The 25816-nt window shown below is 47.5% G+C and carries 26 protein-coding genes and 1 pseudogene; 16 read left to right on the forward strand and 11 right to left on the reverse strand.

Annotation, left to right across the window (positions count from 1 at the left end):
- Positions 1-143: 143 nt before the first annotated feature.
- A complete protein-coding gene (gene yhaM / locus NST20_RS04190; RefSeq protein ID WP_195850381.1) occupies positions 144-1088 on the forward strand; it encodes a 3'-5' exoribonuclease YhaM in 945 nt (314 codons plus the stop codon).
- Positions 1089-1224: 136 nt separating this feature from the next.
- The gene (locus tag NST20_RS04195) at positions 1225-1419 is read left to right on the forward strand and encodes a sporulation YhaL family protein (protein ID WP_013858718.1); all 195 of its coding nucleotides are present in this window, start codon (positions 1225-1227) and stop codon (positions 1417-1419) included.
- Between the two features lie 49 nt (positions 1420-1468).
- Here the strand turns inward: NST20_RS04195 and NST20_RS04200 are convergent, their stop codons facing one another.
- Positions 1469-2341, reverse strand: a complete 873-nt coding sequence (locus tag NST20_RS04200; protein WP_207368274.1) for a peptidylprolyl isomerase — start codon at positions 2339-2341, stop codon at positions 1469-1471.
- A 299-nt stretch (positions 2342-2640) separates the two neighbouring features.
- Here NST20_RS04200 and NST20_RS04205 point away from each other — a divergent pair, with 299 nt between their 5' ends.
- The 3 genes from NST20_RS04205 to NST20_RS04215 all read left to right on the forward strand — a co-directional run bounded on the left by NST20_RS04205 (position 2641) and on the right by NST20_RS04215 (position 5431).
- Positions 2641-2733 (forward strand): YjcZ family sporulation protein, encoded by a 93-nt coding sequence (locus NST20_RS04205; protein ID WP_017550228.1) that lies wholly within the window; start codon positions 2641-2643, stop codon positions 2731-2733.
- Positions 2734-2993: 260 nt separating this feature from the next.
- Positions 2994-4409, forward strand: a complete 1416-nt coding sequence (locus NST20_RS04210; protein WP_265115626.1) for an ISLre2 family transposase — start codon at positions 2994-2996, stop codon at positions 4407-4409.
- A gap of 692 nt (positions 4410-5101) precedes the next feature.
- Positions 5102-5431: a YhaI family protein gene (locus tag NST20_RS04215; RefSeq protein WP_013858722.1), complete on the forward strand. Its 330-nt coding sequence runs from the start codon at positions 5102-5104 to the stop codon at positions 5429-5431.
- A gap of 14 nt (positions 5432-5445) precedes the next feature.
- On the opposite strand, the gene NST20_RS04220 is transcribed toward NST20_RS04215, so the two are convergent.
- Together NST20_RS04220 and NST20_RS04225 are read right to left on the reverse strand one after the other, a co-directional pair.
- Entirely contained in the window at positions 5446-6012 is a 567-nt protein-coding gene (locus NST20_RS04220; protein WP_013858723.1) for an HTH-type transcriptional regulator Hpr, read from the reverse strand.
- A gap of 144 nt (positions 6013-6156) precedes the next feature.
- The gene (locus NST20_RS04225) at positions 6157-6519 is read right to left on the reverse strand and encodes a YtxH domain-containing protein (protein WP_017552759.1); all 363 of its coding nucleotides are present in this window, start codon (positions 6517-6519) and stop codon (positions 6157-6159) included.
- Between the two features lie 261 nt (positions 6520-6780).
- Between NST20_RS04225 and NST20_RS04230 the strand changes: the two genes are divergently transcribed.
- Positions 6781-6969, forward strand: coding sequence for a hypothetical protein (locus NST20_RS04230; RefSeq protein WP_013858725.1), 189 nt, complete (start codon positions 6781-6783; stop codon positions 6967-6969).
- Positions 6970-7012: 43 nt separating this feature from the next.
- Here NST20_RS04230 and NST20_RS04235 read toward each other — a convergent pair whose 3' ends face one another.
- Together NST20_RS04235 and NST20_RS04240 are read right to left on the reverse strand one after the other, a co-directional pair.
- Positions 7013-7537 (reverse strand): tryptophan transporter, encoded by a 525-nt coding sequence (locus NST20_RS04235; RefSeq protein WP_328014230.1) that lies wholly within the window; start codon positions 7535-7537, stop codon positions 7013-7015.
- 233 nt (positions 7538-7770) lie between these two features.
- Positions 7771-8184 carry an HIT family protein gene (locus tag NST20_RS04240; protein WP_013858727.1) on the reverse strand — a complete coding sequence of 138 codons (414 nt, stop codon included), beginning with the start codon at positions 8182-8184 and terminating at the stop codon, positions 7771-7773.
- Between the two features lie 489 nt (positions 8185-8673).
- Between NST20_RS04240 and NST20_RS04245 the strand changes: the two genes are divergently transcribed.
- Positions 8674-9420, forward strand: coding sequence for an ABC transporter ATP-binding protein (locus NST20_RS04245; protein WP_013858728.1), 747 nt, complete (start codon positions 8674-8676; stop codon positions 9418-9420).
- Positions 9407-10621: an ABC transporter permease gene (locus NST20_RS04250; protein ID WP_342400136.1), complete on the forward strand. Its 1215-nt coding sequence runs from the start codon at positions 9407-9409 to the stop codon at positions 10619-10621. The genes NST20_RS04245 and NST20_RS04250 overlap by 14 nt, the downstream gene beginning before the upstream one ends.
- A 343-nt stretch (positions 10622-10964) precedes the next feature.
- Here NST20_RS04250 and NST20_RS04255 read toward each other — a convergent pair whose 3' ends face one another.
- From NST20_RS04255 to NST20_RS04265, 3 genes are all read right to left on the reverse strand, one after another.
- Positions 10965-12146 carry a M20 family metallopeptidase gene (locus tag NST20_RS04255; RefSeq protein WP_342400137.1) on the reverse strand — a complete coding sequence of 394 codons (1182 nt, stop codon included), beginning with the start codon at positions 12144-12146 and terminating at the stop codon, positions 10965-10967.
- A 245-nt stretch (positions 12147-12391) separates the two neighbouring features.
- Positions 12392-13786 carry a hypothetical protein gene (locus tag NST20_RS04260; RefSeq protein WP_342400138.1) on the reverse strand — a complete coding sequence of 465 codons (1395 nt, stop codon included), beginning with the start codon at positions 13784-13786 and terminating at the stop codon, positions 12392-12394.
- Positions 13787-14181: 395 nt separating this feature from the next.
- Positions 14182-14694 carry an antibiotic biosynthesis monooxygenase gene (locus NST20_RS04265; protein ID WP_342400139.1) on the reverse strand — a complete coding sequence of 171 codons (513 nt, stop codon included), beginning with the start codon at positions 14692-14694 and terminating at the stop codon, positions 14182-14184.
- 411 nt (positions 14695-15105) lie between these two features.
- Here NST20_RS04265 and hemE point away from each other — a divergent pair, with 411 nt between their 5' ends.
- From hemE to NST20_RS04295, 6 genes are all read left to right on the forward strand, one after another.
- Entirely contained in the window at positions 15106-16161 is a 1056-nt protein-coding gene (gene hemE / locus NST20_RS04270) for a uroporphyrinogen decarboxylase (protein WP_118499056.1), read from the forward strand.
- Positions 16161-17111, forward strand: coding sequence for a ferrochelatase (hemH, locus tag NST20_RS04275; RefSeq protein ID WP_019721777.1), 951 nt, complete (start codon positions 16161-16163; stop codon positions 17109-17111). The genes hemE and hemH overlap by 1 nt, the downstream gene beginning before the upstream one ends.
- 68 nt (positions 17112-17179) lie before the next feature.
- Positions 17180-18610, forward strand: coding sequence for a protoporphyrinogen oxidase (gene hemY, locus NST20_RS04280; RefSeq protein ID WP_342400140.1), 1431 nt, complete (start codon positions 17180-17182; stop codon positions 18608-18610).
- Between the two features lie 335 nt (positions 18611-18945).
- The gene (locus NST20_RS04285; protein ID WP_118498070.1) at positions 18946-19518 is read left to right on the forward strand and encodes a TetR/AcrR family transcriptional regulator; all 573 of its coding nucleotides are present in this window, start codon (positions 18946-18948) and stop codon (positions 19516-19518) included.
- 29 nt (positions 19519-19547) lie between these two features.
- Positions 19548-22226 (forward strand): YhgE/Pip domain-containing protein, encoded by a 2679-nt coding sequence (locus NST20_RS04290; RefSeq protein ID WP_342400141.1) that lies wholly within the window; start codon positions 19548-19550, stop codon positions 22224-22226.
- Positions 22227-22236: 10 nt separating this feature from the next.
- Positions 22237-22758, forward strand: a complete 522-nt coding sequence (locus NST20_RS04295; protein WP_342400142.1) for an MFS transporter — start codon at positions 22237-22239, stop codon at positions 22756-22758.
- A 52-nt stretch (positions 22759-22810) separates the two neighbouring features.
- Here the strand turns inward: NST20_RS04295 and NST20_RS04300 are convergent, their stop codons facing one another.
- Positions 22811-23779 carry a DMT family transporter gene (locus tag NST20_RS04300; protein ID WP_342400143.1) on the reverse strand — a complete coding sequence of 323 codons (969 nt, stop codon included), beginning with the start codon at positions 23777-23779 and terminating at the stop codon, positions 22811-22813.
- A 301-nt stretch (positions 23780-24080) separates the two neighbouring features.
- Here NST20_RS04300 and NST20_RS04305 point away from each other — a divergent pair.
- Positions 24081-24448 (forward strand): annotated as a pseudogene (locus NST20_RS04305) (aldehyde dehydrogenase family protein); the annotation flags it as partial.
- Between the two features lie 33 nt (positions 24449-24481).
- Here the strand turns inward: NST20_RS04305 and NST20_RS04310 are convergent.
- Positions 24482-25045, reverse strand: a complete 564-nt coding sequence (locus tag NST20_RS04310; RefSeq protein ID WP_342400144.1) for an SCO family protein — start codon at positions 25043-25045, stop codon at positions 24482-24484.
- 100 nt (positions 25046-25145) lie between these two features.
- Between NST20_RS04310 and NST20_RS04315 the strand changes: the two genes are divergently transcribed.
- Positions 25146-25553, forward strand: a complete 408-nt coding sequence (locus tag NST20_RS04315; protein ID WP_342400145.1) for a FixH family protein — start codon at positions 25146-25148, stop codon at positions 25551-25553.
- 34 nt (positions 25554-25587) lie between these two features.
- Here the strand turns inward: NST20_RS04315 and yhfH are convergent, their stop codons facing one another.
- Complete coding sequence (yhfH, locus tag NST20_RS04320; protein ID WP_014095772.1) at positions 25588-25725, reverse strand: protein YhfH; 138 nt, start codon at positions 25723-25725, stop codon at positions 25588-25590.
- Between the last annotated feature and the right edge of the window lie 91 nt (positions 25726-25816).

Genomic DNA, 25816 nt, shown 5'->3' on the forward strand with positions numbered 1-25816 from the left:
AAAGAGGGGCGGGTCCGAATGCCTGTATTTCAACACGGCAGGGAAACACACAAGCAAAGCCGGTTGAGATAAAAAGCGGATTGCGGCCGGATTATGGTATACTTTAAGACAAATAATCAGGGGTTAGATCGGAGGATTCATGTATGGCAAAAGGGCTACTCTACTATGAGGTGGGCGAGCAGTTTGACGCGTTTCTGCTCATCAAACACGCAACAAAGGGGATCGCGAGCAACGGCAAACCTTTTTTAACACTGATTTTGCAGGACCGGACCGGGGATATCGAAGCGAAGCTCTGGGATGCGACCGAGCAGGACGAACAAACATACAAACCGGAGACGATTGTAAAAGTAACCGGGGACATTTTAAATTACCGCGGGCGGCTGCAGCTGAAGATCCGCCAAATCCATCCGGCACAACCGGGGGACGGCGTCCGGATTGCCGATTTTATCGAAACGGCCCCGGTATCGCAGGAAGAAATGATAGGAAAAATCACCCAGTACATTTTTGATATGAAAAACCCAAATATCCAAAGGCTGACCCGGCATCTGCTGAAAAAATACCAGAAGCGGTTCCTTGTCTATCCGGCTGCAACGAAAAACCACCACGAATTCGTATCGGGGCTGGCGTACCATGTTGTCTCCATGCTCGACCTTGCCAAGGCAATCGCGGGCCTCTATCCGTCACTCGACCGGGATTTGTTGTATGCCGGTGTCATTTTGCATGACTTGGGAAAGGTGCAGGAATTGTCCGGCCCGGTCTCAACAACTTATACGGCTGAAGGGAATTTGCTCGGCCATATCTCGATTATGGTCACAGAAATTGCAAAGGCAGCGGAGGAACTCGGAATCCACGGGGAAGAAGTGATGGTGCTGGAACATATGGTGATCTCCCACCACGGGAAAGCGGAATGGGGAAGCGCCAAGCCCCCGATGATTAAAGAGGCGGAAATTCTCCACTATATTGATAATATTGATGCGAAAATGAATATGCTTGACCGTGCGCTCCGCAATGTCAAACCGGGCGAATTCTCGGACCGGATTTATGCGCTTGATAACCGCTCTTTTTATAAACCGGCGTTTCATCAGTGAGATTCATAGAAATACAAACGTTTGGAAAGCGCCCGTCCGGTGAAAAACTTTTAAAATGCCTTTCAAAATGAAAGGCATTTTTTAATGGATTGCGCCATACATTATAGCAGGGACAAACCGAAGAGGAGGGAAAAACATGGATTTCCCGATCTGGATTTATTTTGTTGTGGCGGGCATCGTCATATGTGCGTTTATGGCGGTGAAAACAGCCAGGGAAGAACACGAACAGGAACAGGAATGGATTGAAAAAGAAGGGGAAGTCTTTATTGAAAGGATGCATAAAGAAAAAGAACTGCGCAGCGGTGAAGCTGAAAAAGCCCATGAAGCATAACGGCCACAAAAAACCGCCCATAATCGGATGGGCGGTTTTTTGTGCAGCATTATTTGCTTGATGAAGTCCCGAGCAGGGAGTCAAAAGTCGTTTTCAAATCTTCATCTTTTACTTTCACGTCAGCCGCTTTTAATTCTTTCTTCAAAGCGGACTGGATTTTTTCCGTTGTTACTTTCGATGCTTTATATTGTTTGACGACGTCTTTTTTCATTTCGCTGTACGGTTTTTTCTTTTTTTCACCGGTCAGTTGAATAATATGGTAGCCGTAAGAAGTCTTAACAGGGCCGCTGATTTCATTGACTTTCAGCTTATATGCAGCATTTTCAAAATCGCTGTCCATTTCGCCTGCACCGAACCAGCCGAGATCTCCGCCTTTAGAAGCTGTTGCGGTGTCGGTTGAATTCTTTTTGGCCAATGTCGCAAAATCGGCGCCTTTATCCAGTTGTTTCTTGATATCTTCTGCTTTCGACTTGCTGGAAACAAGAATATGGCGCGCTCTAATTTCCGGTTTTATATCATTGTTATAATAATTTTTTAATTGTTTTTCCGTTGGATGGATTGTCGCCTCTGCAGCTTTTTGTTCAAGCAGGCTGACTTTCACGCTGTTGCGGAAATCTTTTTCGTTTGCATAACCGTATTGCTGCAGCGCTGTATCAAATGAGCTGCCCAATTGTTTTTTTGCATCGTTTACTTGTTTGTCAACTTCGCTCTTTTTGACAGTGTATTTTTTGGACAGGACTTTTTCAATGGTAAGCTGCTGAAGCACAGTTGAACCATATTTATCCTTCATTGCATTATATAATTCGTCTTTGGTAACATTTCCGGCTTTCGTCTTAACGACGGCGCTGTTGCCGCTGTTGCCGCATGCTGCAAGTCCGAACACGCTGCCTGCCAAAACAAGGGATAGTACCCATTTCTTCATTCAAAAACAACTCCTATTCATTTTGTCGTGCAAGAGAGATTTACAACCACTACTATAACATAAATTGAAAGAGAAAAGAAAGGGATTGCCAGGTTTCTTATGGAATTTTCACACCATGCCAATCTTCTTTTCATATGGGGCAGGCGTTTGCAGAGGGCAGGATGGATGTTTGCAGCATAGGATATGATGTGGAGTTCCATTGCGGATTTGTGAAATTTAGGCCGGCAAATAGACGAGAGCCTTAACCAATACAGGGGCGGATGAATAATATACGTATGAAACAAGAGGAGGTGGATGGAATGAGCGGAGGAGCAGCTTACGGAGGCGGCTTTGCCTTACTGGTTGTGTTGTTCATTTTATTGATCATTATTGGTGCATCCTGGGCTTGGTAAAATTTGGGGCCGGCAGCAGCCGGCCTTTCTTGTTGTGCGCTGTTATGGAATGCCAAGGTAGGAGGAAAACAGTAAAATGGTCATGAGGATGTTGATTGTCCAAAAAAATCCGGGCTGGTGTTCTTCCGGTATTTCTTTTTTTTGTACATAGGTATGTGTAAAATTTTACTCGAAGGGCAGATGAGTGGAAAAAAATGGGAAGACGCTCTATCATTTAAATGTACGCTTGTGGGCGAATACATTTAGAAAGAGGTCTTCCTATGGATATTATATCAATAATTGCTAGATTATTAAAGGATACAAAAAGTCTTATTGAATTTGAAGAACAAGTTAAAATTCTGATCCAGAATGCCTTTACGCAATGGGTTGGGGAAATATTTGAGACGTTAGATAAAACAATTAAGCAAAAAAAGCTGGAGGATGGCTGGGAGTACTGCCGGAGTGATAACAGAAGCATTCAGTTTTTATTTGGAAATGTGACCTTTAAACGTTCACTAATGCATGACCAGAAAGGGAATTCACATTATCCTCTGGATGAATGGTTAGGGCTTTTACCATACCAACGATACAGCCCGTTAGTGGAGTTAAAGGTGGCAGAGTTGGCAAGTGAGAACACCTATCGGGAGGTAGCTGATATTTTAAAAGAATGGACAGCAGTGAGCCTTAGTCACACAACTGTAGGGAACATGGTGAAACACGTAGGGAAAACGCAAGCTGAAGCCGACAAGGCACTTGTAGAAGAGCTAGAAATAGCTGATTCACTACCTGAGGGAAAGAAGGTAGATTACCTGTTTTCCGAAGCTGATGGTATATTCGTCCGGGGACTAGAAAAGAAACAGGGTTTGGAAGTCCACCACGCCATTCTCTATGAAGGATGGGAAACCAATGGCAAAAGAGTCTCTCTACACCATCCCGTTGTTATCATGACGACGAAATCCATCCAGACATTTTGGGATGAAGTCCAAGCTGTAGCAGCCAACACCTATTCCCTAGAAAAAGCTCGTGTCATTACAAATAGTGATGGAGGTGCGGGGTACACAGCTGAACGGTTTCAAACAGCATTCTCACAGTCGGAATTTCCGGTGCTCAACCAGCTGGATACCTACCACGTTGCACAAGCCATCGTAAGGACATTCGGGGGCGGAAAGAGCGAGATCAAAGAGCAAATTAGAAAAGCGATTAGAACGCATGACCTAGACCAATTCACATTGTATTTGGATACGCATGAAAGCACATTGACGGATGAAAAGAGCCTTAAGAAAGTCAAGGAGTTTCGTTCGTACATCCTAAAAAACTGGGACCGCATTTTTGACTGGAGGGACAAGGTAGAGAACGTACCGGAAGGTGCGAGAGGCCTGGGGGCAATGGAATCAAATCAAAGGCATATCTCATTCAGAATGAAGAAAAGGGGGATGCATTGGAGTAAAGCTGGCGCCGAAGCCATGGTAAAGGTGAAACAGGGCATGCTTAACGGGACATTGCAGGAAACCTATCTGAAACACCGTTCAAGAAGCGCGAGAAAGCAACGGAGCTTGCAACAATCCATCAGGATGTCTCAACTATTCAAGCAGCCTGTACGCCCGTCAGTGGGCGTAAAGCACGGATCAGTTGCCCTGCATTCAAGCAGTTCATCGGCAATGGGACATTTAAGCAAAATATTAGAGCTTTCGTTTTAAGCTTGGCTCAGTGGGGACTGATCGTTGAGGCGCGCGAAATTTACGAGACTCCTGCGGGAAAAGCGAGCCAGGAGAGACCCCGCAGCGAGGTACGAGCGAGGAGGCTCGCCGGCCGCCCGCGGAAAGCGAGTGAATTTCGCGCGCCTCAACATCCCCGTTATCCATCTTTATACGGAAATATTACATCTTTTCCGAAAATTACACCGAGCAAGTAAAGCACGGTAGCCGAAAGTGTACAAAAAGAGTGTCTTGGAATACCCGATATTTAAACCTTGTCGAGAAAAACTTGACACATACTTGTACATAGATGGCTTGTCAATACGTTGATAAAGTATAATATAAAGAAAGCGTAACCTGTAAAAAAACAAGCACATACATGCCGGCCGGGCCTCCTCCCGAAAATTTGCAGTAAAATAAAGGCGGAGTGATCCGGTTTTGAACCCTGGATTCGTAACGTTCCGCCTGTCTTTCGGATGGCAAATGTGTGATGCACGCTGATCTTTTCCATGCAAGGTGGATGAACGACTATTCATTTTTAACAGGCACTGCCTTGTACCGCTCGTGGCGGATGCCGCGGGGAAGTTTTTAAGGGCTGGCCGGACAATGGGCCTTGCCGGAAAACAGGCCCTGTCTATAGCCGGGGCCGCGCTGTTCTTAGCTGAACCATAAAAACATATAAACGAGGGAACTGAATGGAATCGATTGAACAAAAGCTGGAAAGACTGGAATTTTATCAAACATTGCTTTTAAAAATGATCGGGACCGGCCAATATCCTTTTTTCAGGCTGATTATGGAAAAACAGCTTTCAAAACAGGACATTGAACAATTTTATGCGTTGTGCGATCGTTTGAGCGATGAGCTGAAAGAACAGAAGGCGGACAAATTTGTATTTTTTTATCCGCTTTTTCAAAAGTTTAAGGATTCCCTGCATGAAAAACTGCAGCCGGCGGAAGTGATTGCCGCCTGTTTGCAGCAGGGGCTGTATCCTGAATTAATGAAGGCATTGAAACGGAATTTGTAGCTGTCCGAAACGGGTCAAAAGCGGTTCAGCGAAGGTTTTTCCAACAGTTCCGTTTCAATGGCGTCATCCAGCTCCCCGTTGAAAATGGAATTTTCCACAATGTCCATAAAATCCTGGCCGTAAATTTGGCGTACGATCGCAGCCAGTTCCATCATATCCGGAAATTTGCCGTAAAGATCGTATAGCGGCATTGTGCCCTGTATGACAGAGCTTTTTTTCGGGTTAAACGCTTCCAGCGATTTCAAAAAAATCTCTCTTCCTTTATGGGTTAATTGAATATACGTGTTCCGCTTGTCGTTTTCCTTTTTTGAGAATTCGAGCAAGCCGCGCTCCTCAAGCTTTTTCGAAAAATTAAAGGCTGTTGATACGTGCATCACCCCGAATTTTGCCACGTCCGAAATCGATGCGCCCTTTAAATGATAGGCTATCCATAAAATATGATGTTCATTGATGTTCAGATCAAAAGGCTTAATCCATTGCTGCCAGTCTTTTTCAATCGTTTTCCAGAGCGCTTTCGACAATTGCGTGACCCTTTTGCAAAATAGAAGATACTCATTGGTCGTCAACATTTGTTCCGTCATATTTTTCCCATCACCCCTTACCCTATATATTATCATTATGCCAGTAAAATAAAAAGTAATAAAAAACAATATACAAAATTTTTTTGAAATGAACAGCAAAGAAAAAACCCGGAAAGCGGCAACCGCTTTCCGGGCAGCGAAAATTCAGGAAGATTTTTTCTCCATTTGTTGTTCCATGTTTTCAATCGTTTTCCGGATGTCCTTGATTTCATTTTGCAGGGCTTCTTTGTTTGGCTCAATGCTTTTTTGCCATTCTTCGATACAATGTTTGATTTCCTCCATTACGTTCGTGGCAACTTTTTTGCCTTCCGTTGAAAACGATTCGACGGATTCTTTTAAGTCTTTCACATTTTCGGCGATTCTTTTGGCTGATTCAATGAAATCACCGGAGTTATTTTTGATGGCTTCCCGTATTCTTTTTCCGGAAGCGGGTGTGGTGAAAAGGACGGAAACAGCGCCTGCTGTTGCACCAACCAGTAATCCGTAAAATAAACTGGACTTGTTCATGGAAAGCACCTCCTGCAATGGTCTTTTATCCTCATGATATAGAATTTCCCAGCCTTTTGCAAAGTTCTCTTTCTTCTTTGCCGCCCTTGCCCAAAGCGATATTCCAAGCCTGGACGCGAACGGTCCTTCATAGGCGGTATGAAGGACAAAAGAGCGGACTTTGCGCGTGCCTTCTGCTTGTTCTTTACCCCTGTCTGGTACATGTTAATCCGCATCAGGGCATATGATGTAATAGTCCAGGCAGAAAAGAGGGGGAGTTCGTTGGGGCGTGTTGCTTTCTGCTTTTTAATGGCCGGCGTTGTCCTGTTTGCCGCGATGGTCCGGCACATGCTGCTGTACCAGAAAAGAAGAATTTATCCGCCGCGGAAAATCATCAGAAAAAGGATCGCATTTTTCGGAACGGCCGGAATGGTTTTCCTGCTTCTTGCCGCTCTGTTTCACTTATTTTAAGCTGCGCAAGCGAAAAAAACCGCCGGAAACCCGGCGGCCATTTTCAAGCTTGCATGCTGTGGGTGGCATTTGTGCGCTTTGCAACGGTTGAGACGATCGGAAAAAGAATAAACATCGCAACTGCATTGAGCGCGGTTGCCGGCAAAACAACGGTGCCAAACAAAATGGCAAAAGGCCCCGGCAACCCGGCAATGAAAAATGCGGATCCTAAGAAAATGATGCCCGAAATCAGTGTGCCGACGGCCGTGAATACAATAAGTGTCGGCAGCTTTTTTGCCAGTTTTCCGGACGCGAGAAGCAAACCGTAAAAAGCAAAAGAAGTGATGCACTTATCGATGATGTTCGGGAAAAAACCGCCCGGGAAGCTGGTGGTCAGGCCGGAAATGATGCCGGTCAGCACACCAAGCAACAGTACGTATTTTTTCTCCCTGAACAAAATAATGCCGATAAACATCATGGTAAGCATCATATCCGGTTTCATCCCGAACACAAAGCCCGGAATCACTGTGTGTAATACCGTGCCGATCCCAACGAGCAACGCCAAGCTGACAAGGGATTTTGTCTTCATCTGTCTCCACTCTCCTGTTCTCATCTCATCTGGTGCTTTCCCGCCGTACCCTCATGGCCGGCGGCAAAAGATTAACCTTATTATAGCATGCAGACGGAAAAAGTGGCGCATGTTTTGAACAAATTGGGCACAACAAAAAAACAGCAGCCCAAATGGCCGCTGAATAAAATAAGCGCGAAACCGGCTGCAAAGACGCAAAAATGGGATTTTTCACCGGTGCTGCCCGGTGCGGCTTATATATTTTGGGAAATCTCCGCGGCGATTTGCCGGAGGTCCTCCTGGCTGTAATCTTTTTCATGTGTTTTCCAGACTGCCCCGAAGCCGTCTCCTTTTCCATATCGCGGGATCAGGTGCATATGATAATGGAATACAGACTGGCCGGCAATCTCGCCATTATTGTTCAGCACGTTGAGCCCTTCCGGCTGGAATGCCGCTTTCAAAGCATTGGCTACGACCGGGACGGATTCAAAGAAATTGCGGGCAATCTCCGGCGTCAGTTCGTAGACATTCTCTTTATGTATTTTCGGGACAATCAGGGTATGGCCCTTTGTCACCTGGCTGATGTCAAGAAAAGCGTATACATGCTCGTTTTCGTACACTTTTGCACTCGGGATTTCACCGTTTATAATCTTGCAAAAAATACACATTTTGATCAACCTTTCCATTTTTTTGATTTCATTATAACGGATGAAAAGGCGAAAGAAAAGGAAACGGGGCGGAAACCTGCGTTTCCGCCCCGTTCTGCAGGGTTTTTCAACTAGCCAAAAGCGCCTTTGATCAACACTTCATTTACGAATGGTATGGTTGATAATGGGCTTCCTTAACTTTTTCCAACGCGATCATCCCCTTATTGGGTAACGTTTAAAGTGCATCGCCTTTAAACAGATTCACCGCCAGCACCTCATTGTAAAAGGTGCCTGGAAGTCGGTTATGGCTAATGTAAAGCATCGTTACTGGTCTTTGACAACCACCCCGATTGCATGTTTCCCCTGCAAGTATAGGATGGGCAAATGGCTGGAATTTATACATGCGTACCGCAAAAATTTTTCAGGCGCGCAGTTGGCATTCAGTCATGAACGCTTTCATGGTACAATAACGGTACAGATCAGAACTTTTGACACAAAGGGGTTCTTTAGATGACATTATTGGAAGTGGCGTCCTTAACAGGCGGATATACGAAAAAACCTGTGATTCAAGATGTTTCATTTACGGTAGAAGCGGGGCAGCTGGTCGGGCTGATCGGCTTAAACGGCGCCGGAAAAAGTACGACCATCCGGCATATTATCGGGTTAATGGAGCCGAAAAAAGGGCGGATCACGATCAACGGCAAAAACTTAAACGCGGATCCGGACGCTTATCGGAAGCAGTTTTCGTACATACCGGAAACCCCGATTTTATATGAGGAACTGACGCTGGAAGAACATTTGAAACTGGCGGCAATGGCATACGGCATCGATGAAAAAACCTATGCGGACAGAACCGCGCCTTTATTAAAGGAATTCCGCCTGCATAAAAAGCTTGGCTGGTTTCCGGCCAATTTTTCAAAAGGCATGAAGCAAAAGGTGATGATTATGTGCGCCTTTTTAGTCGAGCCGAGCCTGTACATTATTGACGAGCCTTTTCTCGGCCTCGACCCGCTCGGCATCCAGTCACTGCTGGATTTGATGGGCACGATGAAAAAAAAGGGGGCGGGAATCCTGATGTCCACCCATATTCTTGCAACGGCAGAACGGTATTGCGACGGATTTATCATTTTGCATAACGGGCGGATCCGCGCGAAAGGAACATTGGAAGAGCTTCAGCAGCAATTTTCGATGCCCGGCGCAACATTGGATGATTTATATATCCAATTGACAAAGGAAGATGACGATGAACGAAATTGACCTTCTTTGGAAAGAAAGGTTTGCTTCCTATTTAAAAAACTTAAGGCGCTATACCCGGTATATTTTTAATGACCATTTGCTGTTTGTGCTGATTTTCGGGCTGGGTGCCGCCGCTTTTTACTATAGCCGCTGGGTGAAGCATCTCAGTCCGGATTTTCCCGTTGCCCTTGTAATGGGCCTTTTGCTCGGGCTGTTTCTGGCGGCGAGCCCGGTGTACACGATGTTAAAAGAAGCGGACCGGGTATTCCTTATCCCGATGGAAATGCGGATGCGCCCGTTTTTTAAAAAAGCGATCCTGTTTTCTTTCAGTATTCAAGCTTATCTGCTTTTGTTTGTGCTTGCCGCTTTGATGCCGATGTATGCGGCTGTTACGGGGCACGGATTCGGCCGTTTTTTTGGCCTGCTGGTCCTGCTTCTCGCGTTAAAAATGTGGAACCTGCTTTTGAGCTGGAATGTGTATAAACTGCCGGAACCGTATGCCCCTGTTTTCGACTGGATCATCCGGTTTGCATTAAGCGCCGCGTTTGTGTTTCTCGTTGTCAATGAGGCAAGCCTCTTTCTTGTGGGCATTCTGGCTGCCGTTATGCTCGGCTTGTTTCTGTATTTTTACCGGCTCGCCCAAAAACGGACACTCAGATGGGATGCGCTCATTGAACGCGAGCAAAGGCGGCTGATGGGCTTTTACCGGTTTGCAAATCTGTTTGCCGACGTGCCGGAACTCAAAGGGCAGGTCAAACGGCGCAAATGGCTCGATCCGCTCCTCGCCGGCATCCGATACGGCCAGGAACATACTTATCAATATTTATTTGCCCGCACGTTCCTCAGGACAAGCCAGTATTTCGGGCTTTTTGTGCGGCTGACCGCAATCGGGGCCGTGCTGTTGTTTTTCAGCCATGAACGGGTGCTCGCGCTCGTTCTAGCCGTCGTGTTTATTTATTTGACAGCTTTCCAAATGATTCCGATGATCGGATCCCACGATTTAAAAATCTGGCTGCGTCTCTATCCGGTGCCCCGCAAGTTAAAAGAAACATCTTTTATCCGGCTGCTTGCAGTCTGCCTGTATGTGCAGACGGCCATTTTTGCAGCGGCAGCCGCATTGAACGGCTTGTGGATGAACGGCCTTTTCGTTCTTGCGGCAGGAGCCGTATTTTCCTGGCTGCTTGTCGCCTGGTATGTTCCCGGAAAAATCCGTCGACAGTAACGCCGGGCCGGAGTGCATGCCCTGTCCGTCAACTTAAAAAAACGGCACAGGCTCCTCATGCAAGCGGCGGGTTCGGTTAAAGCAGGTGGCAACCTGCCCGTAAACATGAAAAACGGCACAAGCCGGAGAGCCTGTGCCGTTTTTTCATGCCCAATCCGTCCGGTGCCGTTTTTAGCAATGCGCCCGTCTATGGCGTTTCAGCCACCGGCCAAAAAGCCGCCCCTTGCATTAGCAATTGCAAGTTTTTGCCGAAAAAACGGACCCTACGCCTGCAGCGGTTTTTCAAAACGCCCGGCTTGCCAGGAAAAAACCGGGCTGGCAACGCTGATGCTTGAGCGCTTTTTCAGGCGTTCTGGTACCGGATGGCTGCTGCGCCCAAAGTTTTGGCGGCAATGAGCATCGCTTTTTCATGAATGTCAAAGCGCGGATGGTGATGCGGATAGGCCGGGTCGGCTTTTTCCGGGTCCGCCCCTGTAAAGAAAAAGGCGCCTTTTACATGCTGTAAGTAATAGGCAAAATCTTCCCCGATCATCGACGGGTCGACTTCTTCCACCTGGGTGACGCCTTCGATTTCTTTTGCGCAGTCCGCCAAAAATGCTGTTTCAGCCTCATGGTTCACAACCGGCGGATATCCGCGGAAATAGTCATAATCATATGTGCAGTCCGCGGCCAGGCATGTGCCTTGGATGATCCTTTCGATTTCTTTTTCCACCCTGTCCCGCACATCTTCGTCAAATGTCCGGACCGTGCCCGTGATTTTCGCCGTATCGGCAATGATATTGAAAGCATCGCCGGAAGAAAAGGGCCCGACCGTTAAAACCGCGGACCGGATCGGATTAATCCGGCGGCTGATGACTTGCTGGAGATTCGTGACAAGTTGCGCCCCGGCCACGACTGCATCTTTCGAAAGATGGGGCTGGGCGCCATGCCCGCCATGGCCCTGGATTGTCACTTCAAACCGGTCGGCAGCCGCCATGAACGGCCCTTTCCGGTACTGGATGTGGCCAACCGGGACCGTTGCCCATAAATGCGTGCCGAAAATGGCGTCCACGCCTTCGAGACAGCCGTCTTCGATCATGGCTTTTGCCCCGCCCGGCGCGTATTCTTCGGCATGTTGATGGATGAAAACATACTCGCCTTCCAATTCGCTTTTCACTTCATGTATGGCTTTGGCGAGCATCAGCAGTGCCGCCGTATGCCCGTCGTGTCCGCATGCGTGCATCACACCCGGCACCTGTGATTGATAGGGCACATCATTTTCTTCCTGAATCGGCAGCGCGTCAAAATCGGCCCGGAGCGCGATCGTTTTTCCCGGCTTTGTGCCTTTTATACGGGCGACGACACCGTTTCCGCCGACATGTTCGCGCGGCCGGATGCCGAGGCTTCTGTAAAAATCAGAAATATAGCGGGCTGTTTCCACTTCTTTAAAGGACAGTTCCGGGTGCATATGGAGATATCTTCTTGTCTCCACCATTTCCGGGTAAAAACCGTCCAGTTTTTTATGTAATTTTTCCAACACTGTCATCTGCGATTCCCCCAACCTGTTATTTTTACTATTATACCATAATTGTGAAAAAGTCTGCTGCTTTATCGCGGTAACAGCTAAAAGGAAGCGGCACCTGCGGATGCAGGCTGCCGCTGTTGGCATATGTGAATGGGCGGGCGCCTTACTCCATCCATTTACAGCACCGTGTCTAAACGGGCCGCTGTTGGCCTGCGCGAATGGAGAGACCATAGCTTCAGCCGCCCCGTTTCCAGCCTGCTCTGCGGTCAGATTAGAAACATCGCGACAATTGTTGTCACAATGAGGCCGGTGATGACAGGGATTAAATTGCGCCTTGCCAGTTCAAACGGGTCGACATTGCAAATGGCAGCAGCCGGAATTAATGCCCACGGAATGATCGTTCCCCCGCCGACAAAAATTGCGGCAATTTGCCCAAGCGCGGTCAGGGTGGCGGCTCCCGAACCGATTGCATGGGCAAACAGCGCTGCAATTGAGCCGGCGAGCGAAATGCCGGAAAATCCCGAACCGTCAAGGCCGGTAATGAAGCCGACTCCGGCTGTTGTCAGTGCGCCGATTTCTTTTGAGACCGGCATAACCGATGCCAGGGCGCTGCCGAGATCATTTACAATCCCCTGTGAAGCGCCCGGCAGATCGGCGCCGATCATCGTATGGAAACCATCGCCGCCAAGATAGAAAAATGCGGCAATCGGAATGACGGGGCCGAACACCTGGAAACCGAACTGCAGGCCGTCTATCAAATATTTTGTCACTTTTTCAAAGCCGCTTTTACGGGAACCGGCCATTGTAATGAGAAGCAAGATCATGATCGAGGTGCCGCCAACGAGTGCGGTTGCCGCATCCCCCTGCAAATGAAAAAGAACCATGGCAACGATGTCAAGGATGAAAAACACAGGAATAAAAAAAGCAAAAAGTTTTTTGTATACCGGCTTGAGCCCGGGGACTTTTGCATCAGGCGGTGCAGTGCTCCCGGCCGGTTTCTCTCCGGCAGCAAGCAAGCCTTTTTTCATATCGCGTTTAAGCAGCAAAAAAGCGGTAACGGTCGTCACCACGCCCATCACAATGACGAGTGGGACGCTTGCTTCTATGACGGACGATACAGGAATGCCGGCGCCGTCAGCCGTCAGTTTCGGCGCCCCTTGGATGACATAGTCGCCGGAGAGGGCGATCCCGTGCCCGAACAAGTTCATGGCAACAGCCACGCCGATCGCCGGCAGCCCGACCCGGATCGCAACCGGCAAAAGCACAGCCCCCATCAGCGCGACAGCAGGGGATGGCCAAAAGAAAGTCGAGATAAACAGCATTAAAAAGCCGATGATCCAAAAAGCAAGATTCGGCCCTTTTATCAGTTTTGCGAACGGGGCCACCATCACATCATTGATTCCGGTATCAAGCATGCTCCTGCTCATCGAGACGATAATGGAAATGACAAGAATGATGGGCAGCAATTCTTTGATCGCAAATACAAAACTCGTAAAAATACCGCTGACAGACGCAGTGAACGATCCGGTTGCAATCCATGCAATGATGAAAATACCGGCAATACATACAAGGGACGTATCCTTTTTCAGGACCATCATCAGGATAATGAAAAGAATAAACATCAAATATACAAAGTGAATGGCAGTCAAATCAATGCCCATTTCCATTGCCCCCTTCTTGATGCAGCATATGGCGGGGGCAAGAAATGGGTGACTGTCACGATAATGCCTGCCACCCTCCGGATCATGCCGCAGGCCATCTGCGGGGCGTGCAGGCACGGTTTTACCTGCCTATCCTGTTCCGGAACCTTTGCAAATCAGTGTACCTAGTTTTTGAATCTCTGTACGGGCCTGCCTTTTTCGCGGCTGATTTGCAGGCCGGGCGCGGAAAGACAGGCTGCGGACTAAATTTTTTTCCCGATTGGCACTCCCACTTTCCCGCTCTGGAATTTTTCCAATCGCCCATTCTTCCGGTTCCTGAAATGGTCCGTGTATATCGCTTAACGGGCGGTTACAGCAACAGATCCCGGCTGCCTGAGCAGGCGGCCGGGATCTGTTTATCCTTCCTCTTCATCTTGCGGAATGACATATTCTTTTGTAAAAGCAGGGGCGTCATACGTGCTCTTGTTTGCGCCAATTTCTGTCAGATCCAGGCTGTGGACGAGCAAATAATCAATGGAACGCTTCCACTTTTCGAAACTCTCTTCGTCTTTCCAGCCGGTAATGGCGATATACGTATCCCCTTTTACCGGGCGGAGGAGCCGGTATGCTGCAAAGCCGGGCTTGCTTTCTATGGTCGGGGTGTTTTTTTTGAAGTGGAATTCGTAAACCGGTTTTCCTTCATCCGGAATCGGAAGATGGGTAAAAATGAAGAATATGCCGTCTTCCAAATTTCCGCTGGAGGCAGCCAGCTGATAACGGCGTGGCGAGGCAAAAACGGTTTTCCCCTCCGTTTCGTGCAACAACAGCGCATGTTCCGGGTTTTGCAACAGCACCATCTTTTCATCGGGATACTTTTCCTTTATTTTTAAGAGAAAAGCATAAGTACCCGTTGTGATATATGCATTCATTTCTATCACCCCTCTTTGCTTCCAGTTTAACGTATATCTTTCCGCTGTTCAATTTGTAAAGTTTTTCAAAATAAAGACGACGGCTGAAAGCGGTTAATAAATAGGGAAGCGGCTCACGCCTTTTCATCTTTTCTGCCTGTGCCGGGGAGGCGCCGGAGGGAAGGATACGGCAAAAAATTAGATAATAATGGAAAAAACCGGGCCGATAGCGGACACAGGCTGAATTTCGCGTACAAACCGGGGAAAAGCAAAATACGGCAAATTTGTGACAGTTGGAAGAGCTGACTGCACAATGCTTTTTGAAACGATTATAGTAAAAAAAGATATTGCCCTCTCAGGATAAAATAGTTTTTATTTGAAAAGAATTATTATAAAATAAATGGTGACTGTGTGGCGTGAGGAGGATAACATTTGAAGAAAAAGATCTTAAACGATTCCCTTTTAAAAGCGGCAAGGGGAGAACAGGCAGGCCGCGTCCCCGTCTGGTATATGCGGCAGGCCGGCAGATCCCAGCCCGAGTACCGTAAACTGAAAGAAAAGTATTCTCTGTTCGACATCACGCATCAGCCGGAACTGTGCGCATATGTGACAAGGCTGCCGGTAGAGCATTATGATGTGGATGCCGCCATTCTTTATAAAGATATCATGACACCGCTCCCCGCCCTCGGTGTGGAAGTTGAAATCCTCAAAGGAGCAGGCCCTGTTATACATAACCCAGTTTCTTCGTTAAAAGATGTGGAAAAATTGGGGGAGTTGTATCCGGAAGAAGATGTTCCCTATGTACTGGAGACGATCCGGCTGTTAACGGAGGAACAATTGGCGGTTCCATTGATCGGATTTTCCGGCGCGCCTTTTACTTTGGCCAGTTATATGATTGAAGGGGGGCCTTCAAAAGATTATCGAAAAACAAAAGCGTTTATGTATACAGAACCAAAAGCGTGGTTTGCACTGATGGAAAAACTGGCAGATATGATCATTGTGTATGTAAAAGCGCAAATCAAAGCCGGTGCGAGCGCCATCCAAATATTTGATTCATGGGTGGGCGCTTTAAATGCAGCGGATTACCGCAATTATATTAAACCTGTGATGGAACGGATATTTACCGCATTGCAAAAAGAGAATGCCCCGTTCATCCTGTTCGGTGTCGGGGCCGGGCATCTGGCGCTGGAATGGAACAGCCTGCCAATTGATGTGGTTGGCCTCGACTGGCGGCTGCCGATCCAAAAAGCGCGCGCGCTCGGCGTGACAAAAGCAATCCAGGGGAATCTTGACCCCGCCGTGCTCTTGGCCCCGTGGGAAGTTATTCAAGAAAAGGCGGCCGCCATACTGGACGAAGGCATGGCGCAGCCGGGTTACATCTTTAACCTCGGGCATGGTGTCACCCCTGATGTCCGTCCGGAAACATTAAAAAGGCTGACAACGTTTATTCATGAATACAGCGAAAGAAAACAACAGGAGGAAGCATAATGGAAAAGAAAAAAATCGGACTGCTCGTGATGGCGTACGGCACGCCGTATAAAGAAGAAGATATTGAGCGTTACTATACCCATATCCGGCACGGGAGAAGGCCCCAGGATGAGTTGCTGGAAGATTTGAAACGCCGGTATAAAGCAATCGGAGGCTTGTCCCCGCTTGCCAAAATAACGGAAAACCAGGCATATGCGCTTGAATCGAGGTTGAATGAACGGCAAGACGGGGCAGAATTTAAAGCTTATATCGGCTTAAAACATATTGAACCTTTTATTGAAGATGCCGTCAAACAAATGCATGATGACGGTATTGAAGAAGCGGTATCGATCGTGCTTGCGCCGCATTACTCGGCTTTCAGCGTGAAATCGTACAATGAAAGGGCGAAAGAAACAGCGGCAAAACTGGGCGGGCCCGCCATCCAATCGGTCGAAAGCTGGTATGATGAACCGAAATTTGTCGATTTTTGGGCACATCAATTGAAGAAAACGTATGCTACAATGAGTGAAGAAGAACGCACGTCTTCCTGCTTGATTGTATCCGCCCACAGCCTTCCGGAGAAAATTCTGCAGTATGGCGATCCGTATCCGGAACAAATCCGGGAAACCGCTGATCTGATTGCGGAGGCAGCGGGCGTGCAGACGTATGCAGTCGGCTGGCAAAGTGCAGGCAATACGCCGGATCCGTGGCTCGGCCCCGATGTGCAAGACCTTACAAGAACGCTGTATGAAAAACATCATTATAAAGCCTTCATTTATGCGCCGGTCGGGTTCGTTGCGGAACATCTGGAAGTTTTATATGATAATGATTATGAGTGCAAGGCAGTTTGCGATTCAGTTGGCGCATCGTATTACCGCCCGGAAATGCCGAATGACAACCCGGCTTTTATTGATTCGCTGGCTGAGGCTGTTTTGAAAAAAACAAAATCAGGGTTGCTGCCGCAAGAATAGGCAGCCGCCTGAGATTTTTTAACGGATTTCCATAAAACATGACATTATTGCCAAAGAAGGTGCTGACCATGGCCGGAAACAGAAAAAAAGTAGCTGTGCTTGGCGGCGGAATCACCGGCTTGACAGCTGCTTATTATTTGCGGCGCCTTGTTGAGGACCAACAGCTGCCGTTTGATGTGATATTGTTGGAAAAAGGGCGCCGGCTTGGCGGAAAAATCCAGACGGTCAGGCGGGACGGATTTGTCATTGAACGCGGGCCGGATTCTTTTCTGGCAAGAAAGCAAAGCGCTTTGCATCTGGCAGAAGATCTCGGGCTGTCGCCTTCCCTCGTATCCAATGCGACAGGCAAATCTTATATTTTATTAAACCAACAGCTCTATCCGGTGCCAAGAGGTTCTGTGATGGGCATTCCGACAAGATTGGCGCCTTTTTTTGCTTCCCCTTTGTTTTCTGTTACCGGCAAAATCCGGGCGCTCTGCGATTTGATCCTGCCCCGGAAAAATACCGGCGAAGACCGGTCAGTCGGGGATTTTGTCCGCTACCGGCTCGGTGAAGAAGTGCTGGAAAACCTTGTCGAACCATTATTGTTCGGGGTGTATGCCGGAGATGTCGACGAGCTGAGCGTGCTGGCAACGCATCCTCAATTTTTCGAGGCTGTCCAAAAACACCGAAGCCTGATCCTCGGCATGAAAAAAGTAGCGGCGGAATTTGCGCAAGACTCCAGGCCAACCCGGAATAAGGGGGCTTTTTTAACCTTTCAAAACGGCCTCGAAACGCTCGTTGAAGCACTTGAGGAAAAAATCGGCGCTGAGGCGGTCATGAAGGGCGTGACAGTGGATACGGTTGAAATGAGTACGGGCGGCGGGGATTACAGGATCACACTGACAAATGGAACACGCATCACAGCGGATTATATTATCTCGGCCCTTCCTCATTTTTCGCTCCCCCATATTTTTTCAAAGTATGCTTTTTTTGCGCCGCTTGAAAAGGTGCCATCCACATCTGTTGCAACAGTCTCGATGGCGTTTCCGGAGAGCGCGGTGAAAAAAGACATTGACGGGACAGGCTTTGTGGTGACGAGAAACAGTGATTATACAATTACCGCCTGCACCTGGACGCATAAAAAATGGCCGCATACAGCACCGGAAGGAAAAGCGTTGCTGCGTTGTTATATCGGCCGGTCGGCGGAAGCCGCGGTCGTCGATCTTGCAGATGACAGGATCCAGAAAATCGTGCTGGAAGATTTGAATAAAATCATGGAAATTACAGCAGAACCGGAGTTTACAGTTGTTTCCCGCTGGAAATATGCGATGCCGCAATATACGGTAGGCCATAAAGAAAGAATCGGGAAAATTGTAGCGGCAGCCAAAAACGAACTGCCGGGCATTTCTTTTGCCGGCAGCTCGTTTAACGGGGTCGGCGTGCCGGACTGCATCTCCCAGGGAAGGGCGGCGGTTGGCGAGATGCTCCGGTACTTCCGGCTTCGGGCTGAATTTTAACAGGTGATGAAGAAAGCGGCATGGTGCATTCGGCTGGCACCTGCCGTTTTTATTGTCACGGAAACGGGAAGCATACATGTGTAAAATCTTTTCCGGCGCGTTGCCATGCAAGTATGGCGCAGCGGCGGGAGATCATTCCCAACGAAGGAATGCTTTTACTTGAAGAAACGAATGAAAAATGCGCCAATGAAAAGCACTGCAGAGACTTGGCCGGAAGCATCACGGTTCCCGGATACAAATACTTGATGTTCAGGAGGAAACGTGGTATATTACTTTTTGTGCGAATATGACCAAAAAACCAAATCAGTCACTCGTTCTAACGGGAGGTGGAAAGCTTGGAAACGGACCGCAGGCTGCAAATATTAAACGCTGCTACAAAATCTTTTGCCCAGTATGGTTATAAAGCGACAACAATGGATTTGATCGCCAAAATGGGCAACGTCGGAAAGGGGACCATTTACAATTTTTTTCGCAATAAAGAAGAATTATTCCATGAAATCATTGCCCGCCTGATTGATGAAATGGAGCAGGTGGCGGAAGCGTCAATGGATCCGGAAGCTTCTTTTTATGCCAATCTGCATTCCGCCCTGTTCAGCATTCTTGAATTCCGCAAAACCCATCAGCTGACGCTTAAATTATTCGAAGAGCAGAAAGAAATGGGAACGCCGGCCGTTAATGACATGGTCGAGAAAATTGAAGAGAAGATCATTGACTACTTGAAAGGAATGCTGGAACGGGCGATACAGGCGGGGAAAATCAAACCGTGCAATCCGGAGTTGACCGCTTTTATCATGTTTAAACTGTATGTCGCCATTATTTTTGACTGGGAAAAACACCATGATTCCCTGTCGAAGGAAGAAATTGCGGAGGCGTTTGAACTGTATTTGTTAAAAGGGCTGCAGAACTGATTTTTCGGCTGGAAAAGGAGGTATTTTAGATGGACAATTTATGGTTCGCGGAAATACGGAGTATTTTACGTTCGCCGAAAAAGCTGATTGAAACGGCAGCCATTATTCTTGTGCCAATTTTATATGCCGGCATGTTTATCTGGTCTCTTTGGGATCCGTACGGGCATATCGAAAAATTGCCGGTTGCCGTTGTAAATAAAGACAAAGGGGCACAAATGGAGGGGGAACATCTCGCCCTCGGGGATAAGCTCGTCAAAAATTTAAAAGAAAAGGACACCTTTAATTTTCACTTTGTCGATCAGCAAACGGCGGAGAAAAAACTGAAAGATAACCAATATTATATGATTATAGAGATCCCTGAAGATTTCTCTAAAAACGCAACCACTTTACTGGATAAAAACCCACAAAAATTGCAGCTGAACTATATTCAAAACCAGGCAATGAACTATATTTCTTCCAAAATTGAAGAATCTGCAATGACAAAAATAAAATCGAGCGTTGCGGAACAGGTGACAAAAACGTATGCGGAAGAAGTATTCGGCAAAGTGAAAGAGATGGCAAACGGCTACCGGTCTGCCGGAAACGGGGCAAAAAGCCTTGCCAAAGGAAGCGGCAAACTAAAAGACGGCGCTGTTGTCTTAAGAAAAGGAACGGAAAATTTGTTGACCGGCGCTACCGCCCTGAATGACGGCATCGGCCGGGTCCATAACGGGGCGGCTGATTTAAACAAGGGCGCTTTGAAACTGTATAACGGTTCACGCACGCTCGGCGAAGGGATCGCCCAGGTTGACAGCGGCGCCGTTTCCTTGAAAAACCATTTGGCCCAATTGGCGGCAAGCTCGGTTACTTTTTCAAACGGGCTGTCGGAGGCAAAATCGGGTGCGGATAAGGTCGCAAACGGTTCAAAATCGTTGGCCTCAGGTATGAACCAGCTTGCCTCGGCAAGCGGCCAGTTGCTTGATGCGTCGAAACAGATTCAAACTGGTACCGACAAGGTGGCAGACGGGAGCGACAAATTAAGTAACGGATTAAATAGAGTAAACAGCCAGCTTCCGGCGTTAACGAGCGGCACCGCCCAAGTGCAAAACGGCGTGAAAGAGCTGCAACAACAGCTGCCTGAAAAGCTTGCAGCGGGCATTACAAGCCAGATGGATGAAAACATGGAGACCAGGCTTACCGGCCTTCAGTCGCAAATCGATGCGATGAGCAGCAGTATGTTTGAACAGCAAAAGACCCAGGCAAAACACCTGCTCAGCCAGTTAGAACAAGTGCTGCCGGCCGAAACATATAAGACGGTTTCCAACCAAATCTTAAGTAATTATACAGATGAAAAGAAACAGAAATTCCAACAAGCATTCCGAGACGAGGTCAAAAATAAGCTTTCGGCCTCGTTAACCAGCGGGTCTGCATCTACGCAAGCCGCTTTGCAAAGCCAAATTCAACAGGCGATTGCTCCGTACTTTTCCCACCTGAACGAAGGGCTTACAAAGGTAAGCAGCGGGCAGCAACAATTGCAAACCGGTATTGGCGAACTCGCCAAAGGCGCCAATCGTTTGAATGCCGGCGCACAGCAACTTGCAAGCGGCCAAAATGCATTCGTCAAAAATGCAACCATTTTTAATGAAAAACTGCAACAAGCTGCATCCGGCGCAAACAGCCTCGAATCCGGGGCAACGGCGGTTGCATCCGGGCTCGAGCAGCTTTCCGGCGGTTCAGGCCAGCTCGTAAACGGAACGAAACAACTGGCAAACGGTTCAAGCGCGCTTGCAGAAGGGACCGGAAAACTGGCAGAAGGTTCAAATGAATTGACGAATGGTACACAATCACTTGCGAACGGCTCAAGCGTGCTCGTAAAAGGCACGTCCCAATTATTAAATGGCGCAGCCCAGTTGCAAAGCGGAAGTAAGCAGTTGAACAACGGTGCGGGCAACCTTGTTTCCGGCACGGGCCAATTAAATGCCGGCGCAGATAAACTGAGCAATAAACTTGGCAAAGCGGCTGACCAGGCCGGGGCCATCAATCCGACCGACGCCACTTATAATATGATGAGCAGCCCGGTCCGGCTGAACCATGATGCTGTGACAAAAGTGCCGAACTATGGTACCGGCCTTGCTCCGTATTTCTTATCGCTCGGGCTTTTTGTCGGCGGGTTATTGCTGACAATTATCTACAATGTAAAAGCCCCGGCAATCATGCCGAAAAACGGGGTAACCTGGTTTCTTGGAAAATTCGGCGTCATGGCACTGATCGGCATCTTACAATCGCTTTTGGCAGATTTCATTCTGCTTGATCTGCTGAAATTGCATGTGCAAAGTGTGCCACTGTTTATCTTTGCAACCATTATGACGAGCCTGACTTATATGGCGATCATCCAATTTTTGGTTGCGGCATTCGCGAACCCGGGCAGGTACATTGCGATCATCATTTTGATTTTGCAACTGACGACAAGCGCAGGCACCTTCCCGCTTGAATTGATTCCAAAGCCGCTTCAGGCTGTCCATGACCTGATGCCGATGACATATTCGCTGAAAATGTTTAAAGCGGTGATTTCAAGCGGCGATTTCAGTTTCATGTGGCAAAATGCCGATAAGCTTTCGGCCTTTTTTGCGGCGTTTATCTTTCTTTCCCTTCTCTACTTTGTTGTGAAATTTAGACGCCTTCATAAGATGGTAGAAAAGGAGGGGGCAGCCTCTCCGATGGAAGCATAAGAGATTTGCTGTGAAAGCGGCAGGACGAAGCCATTTTGGCCGGTCCTGCTGTTTTTTTATGGCTGTATTTGTAAACAGAGCTGCATGCCGGTCTTTGCATCTCAAGCGGCTTGCCGCATGGCTTATTTTGACTTTTACAGGGATGAATTGGTTCTCCCTTTTTGCTTTTGTCATTCTCTGGGGAAGCGCTGCCGGATTTGGCGCCCAGGCATTTTACGGCTTGTGGGCGAGTGAATTGTTCCCGAGACGGTACCGCGCGGGCGCACAGGGGTTTATTTATTTCCTCGTCCGGTTCGGGATTGCCATCTGGTCTTTTCTGCTTCCAACCATTATGGACACGCTCAGTTTTAAAGTAGCGGGAATTGTGATGATCGTATTCCTTGTCATCCACTGTATCATCGGAATCGTTCTCGCGCCGTCTACACAAGGAGAAACGCTGGAAGAAATTGAAAAAGAACGGTTCGGGACCGTCCGGGGCGGGGAAAAACCAGCCGTTTCACCGGCAACCCCGGCGGAACGGCTGAACCAGTAAAACAAAAAAGGCACAAGTGCGGATCACACTTGTGCCTTTTTAAATGAAAAGATTATCTGCTTTTTGCCCGGCTGACCCTGAGTTCGGGCTGTTTGCTTCCAGCCGGCAGCAACGTCATCAGCGAACCTGCGACGATCAGGATAATCCCGGCCGCAACAGCCGGCGTAATCGCTTCTCTGAGAAAAATGAGCGCCAAAACCGGTGCCAGCGCCGGCTTAATAAAGAAAACCATCGAAGCCGTTGAGGCGCTCGTTACATCCATGGCAAGGAAGTAAAACGCAAACCCGAGCCCGGTGACAAAAATGCCGATATAAATCAGGCTTGGCAGCGTATGCCATGCAATTCCGCGGAACACGGGCACATTTGCAAATACGCCGAGGCCAATGGAACGCAGCCAGCCCACAACAAACCCGATTTTTGAAAGCAATACAAGCGCAAGGATTTCCATACTGCCGGTAAAAAAGCTCAGGCAGGTTAAAATGACGCCGTCGCATTTAAATTGCTGGCTGCCCTTTCTGCCGACAACACTGTAAAGCGCAAACGTAACCGCCGAAAGAAGCGCAACAATAATGCCGAAAGGGCTTTGGATTTCAAACGGGTTGACGATAAACAAAATTCCGGCTAGGCTGATGCCCAATGCAACCAGCGTCCGCTTCGAAAGACGCTCTTTTAAAAGAAAATAAGCGAGCGGAATAACAAACAGCGGGTTGCAACTGAACAAAATCGCAACGGTGGAAGCTTTTGTATAAACAATGGCCAATTGGTAAAATGTCATGCTGATCACAACACATAAAAAGCCGGTTACAACAAAAAATAAAAAACTGTCCTTTGTCATGTGAAAATGATATTTTTTCATATGCTGAAACGCCAATGGCGACAATATAACCGCGCCAATAAAAAAGCGAAGCAGGTTCAATTGGATCGGATGAAACGTACCGGCAACCATTTTTATGGCAATTTCCATCGTGCTGAAAAATACAGCAGACAAAACAATGTACAAAATTCCTTTTTTCATGCTCATTACCTCGATCTCATTAAAATGTTTAAATGGTTATCCGGTCATCTGATGATCAACCAAAAAAAGCAGGGCAAATTTCCCCTATTCCAATTTTATTCCATCTCCTATTATAATGCTCTTCCGTTCATAAGGAAAAGGACAACTATGTGAACAATAGAACAAATTGGTGGCTGCCGCTTAAAGAATTCGTTTCCTTCCCCCCCTCTTCTTATTTTTCCTTTGATTTTTGCTGTTTTCCTTATGGATTTGTTTGCGGAGAAACGGGAAAGTCCATTAAGGCTTGAGCCTTCAAAACCAGGCCGAAAGGGACAAAAGCTACTATTATGAGCCGACCGTGCTTGTCAATGTCGATAACACAATGGAAATCATGCGCGAGGAAATTTTCGGGCCGGTTCTCCCGATTGCCACGTTTAAAACGCTTGATGAGGCGATTGAACTGGCAAAGACTATCAATACGGCCTGACTTCCGCCATTTTCACTTCCAATGTAGACACGATGATGCGTGCCAGCAATGAATTAAAATTTGGCGAAACGTATGTGAACCGTGAAAGCTTTGAAGCAATCCAGGGATTCCACGCCGGGTGGAGAAAATCGGGCGTCGGCGGCGCAGACGGCAAACACGGGCTTGAGGAATACTTGCAAACGCATGTTGTATATGTACAGTATAAATAATCAAAAGCGCCGGCCACCAGCCGGCGTTTTTGATTATCGCAGTCTTTCGATTTCTTTCATGATTTTGTCAGCATCAAAGTCCGCGCTCCCGTCAAAGTCTTTTATAAGCTCGCCGTTTTTATTGACGACATAAAAACTCGTGCCGTGGACAACCTGGTCATTTCCGTCCGATTTGGCGACCGGGTTTTTAAAATTTTTCATCGCAAACTTTTCGATTTTTTTCTGCGAATAGCCGGTAAGGAAATGCCACATGGAAAAATCGCTGTGAAATTGGTTGGCAAATTGTTTCAGCTTTTGCGGCGTATCCACTTCGGGGTCGATGCTGAAAGATACAAGCTCCACATCTTTGTAACCTGTTTTTTTGATTTTCTCCTGCAATTCGCTCATATGCATCGTCATCGGGGGGCAAACCGTTTTGCAGCTCGTAAAAATAAAGTCGGCCACCCATACTTTCCCTTTTAAATCGTCCAGACTGAAAGATTTCCCATCCTGGTCCGTAAATTGAAAGTGTTCAACCGGGTCCCCTTTTGGCGCACAGGAGGAAAGCGCCGGAAGCAAAAATGCGAACAACACGAGAAGTGCAATCTTTCTCTTCAAATCAGCCTCCCCCTTTACGGATGTAAGCGTTATTTTGTATGATCATTATAACATGTATTTTCAGTATAAACGGTAAAAACAGAAAAAAGAGGGTGAAGTGGTGAGAAAGTGGATTCTGGCGGGCTTGTTCCTGATGGCCGTATCGCTCTTTGCCGGATGCGGAAAACAAGAGACGGCAGCTGTAAAACCGGCGAAAATGGTAAAAGTGCAGCTCATCGTTCCCAAAACGGCTGACGCCGGCACAAGCATCCCGTTAAAGGCGGTGGTCACACAAGGGAAAGAAAAAGTAGACGATGCAGACGAAGTGAAGTTTGAAATCTGGAAGGAAAATTCGGATAAAAACAGCTCGATGCTGGAAGCGAAGCATGACCAGCACGGCATTTATACCGCAAAAACGGTCATTAAAGAACCCGGCACATATACGGTCCAGGTGCATGTGACAGCGCGGAAAATGCATGTCATGCCTAAAACCGATTTATCCGTAAATTTAAAAAACCGGGCAGCGTGAAGGCGTTTTTTCATGCCTTGCGCTGCCCTTTTCGCTATTCATGGCTTTTCACGTGCAGGCAGTTCGGACATGTATTGCCGTAGCATTCCGACTGCTCATCGATTTTTTCGCCGCATTCTGTGCAATATTTATCAGGCAGGTTTTTGAAAAAGTCTAAAATATTTTGTACCATTTTCACGACTCCTTTGTTATATAACTGTTTATTATGTTTTTAATTGTATTATAACAGTTTTTGAATGTCAATGGCGAAATGGTGAATTTTT

Origin of the sequence: Weizmannia sp. FSL W8-0676 (assembly GCF_038593015.1) — a bacterium.
Taxonomy (GTDB): Bacteria; Bacillota; Bacilli; order Bacillales; family Bacillaceae_C; genus Weizmannia; species Weizmannia coagulans.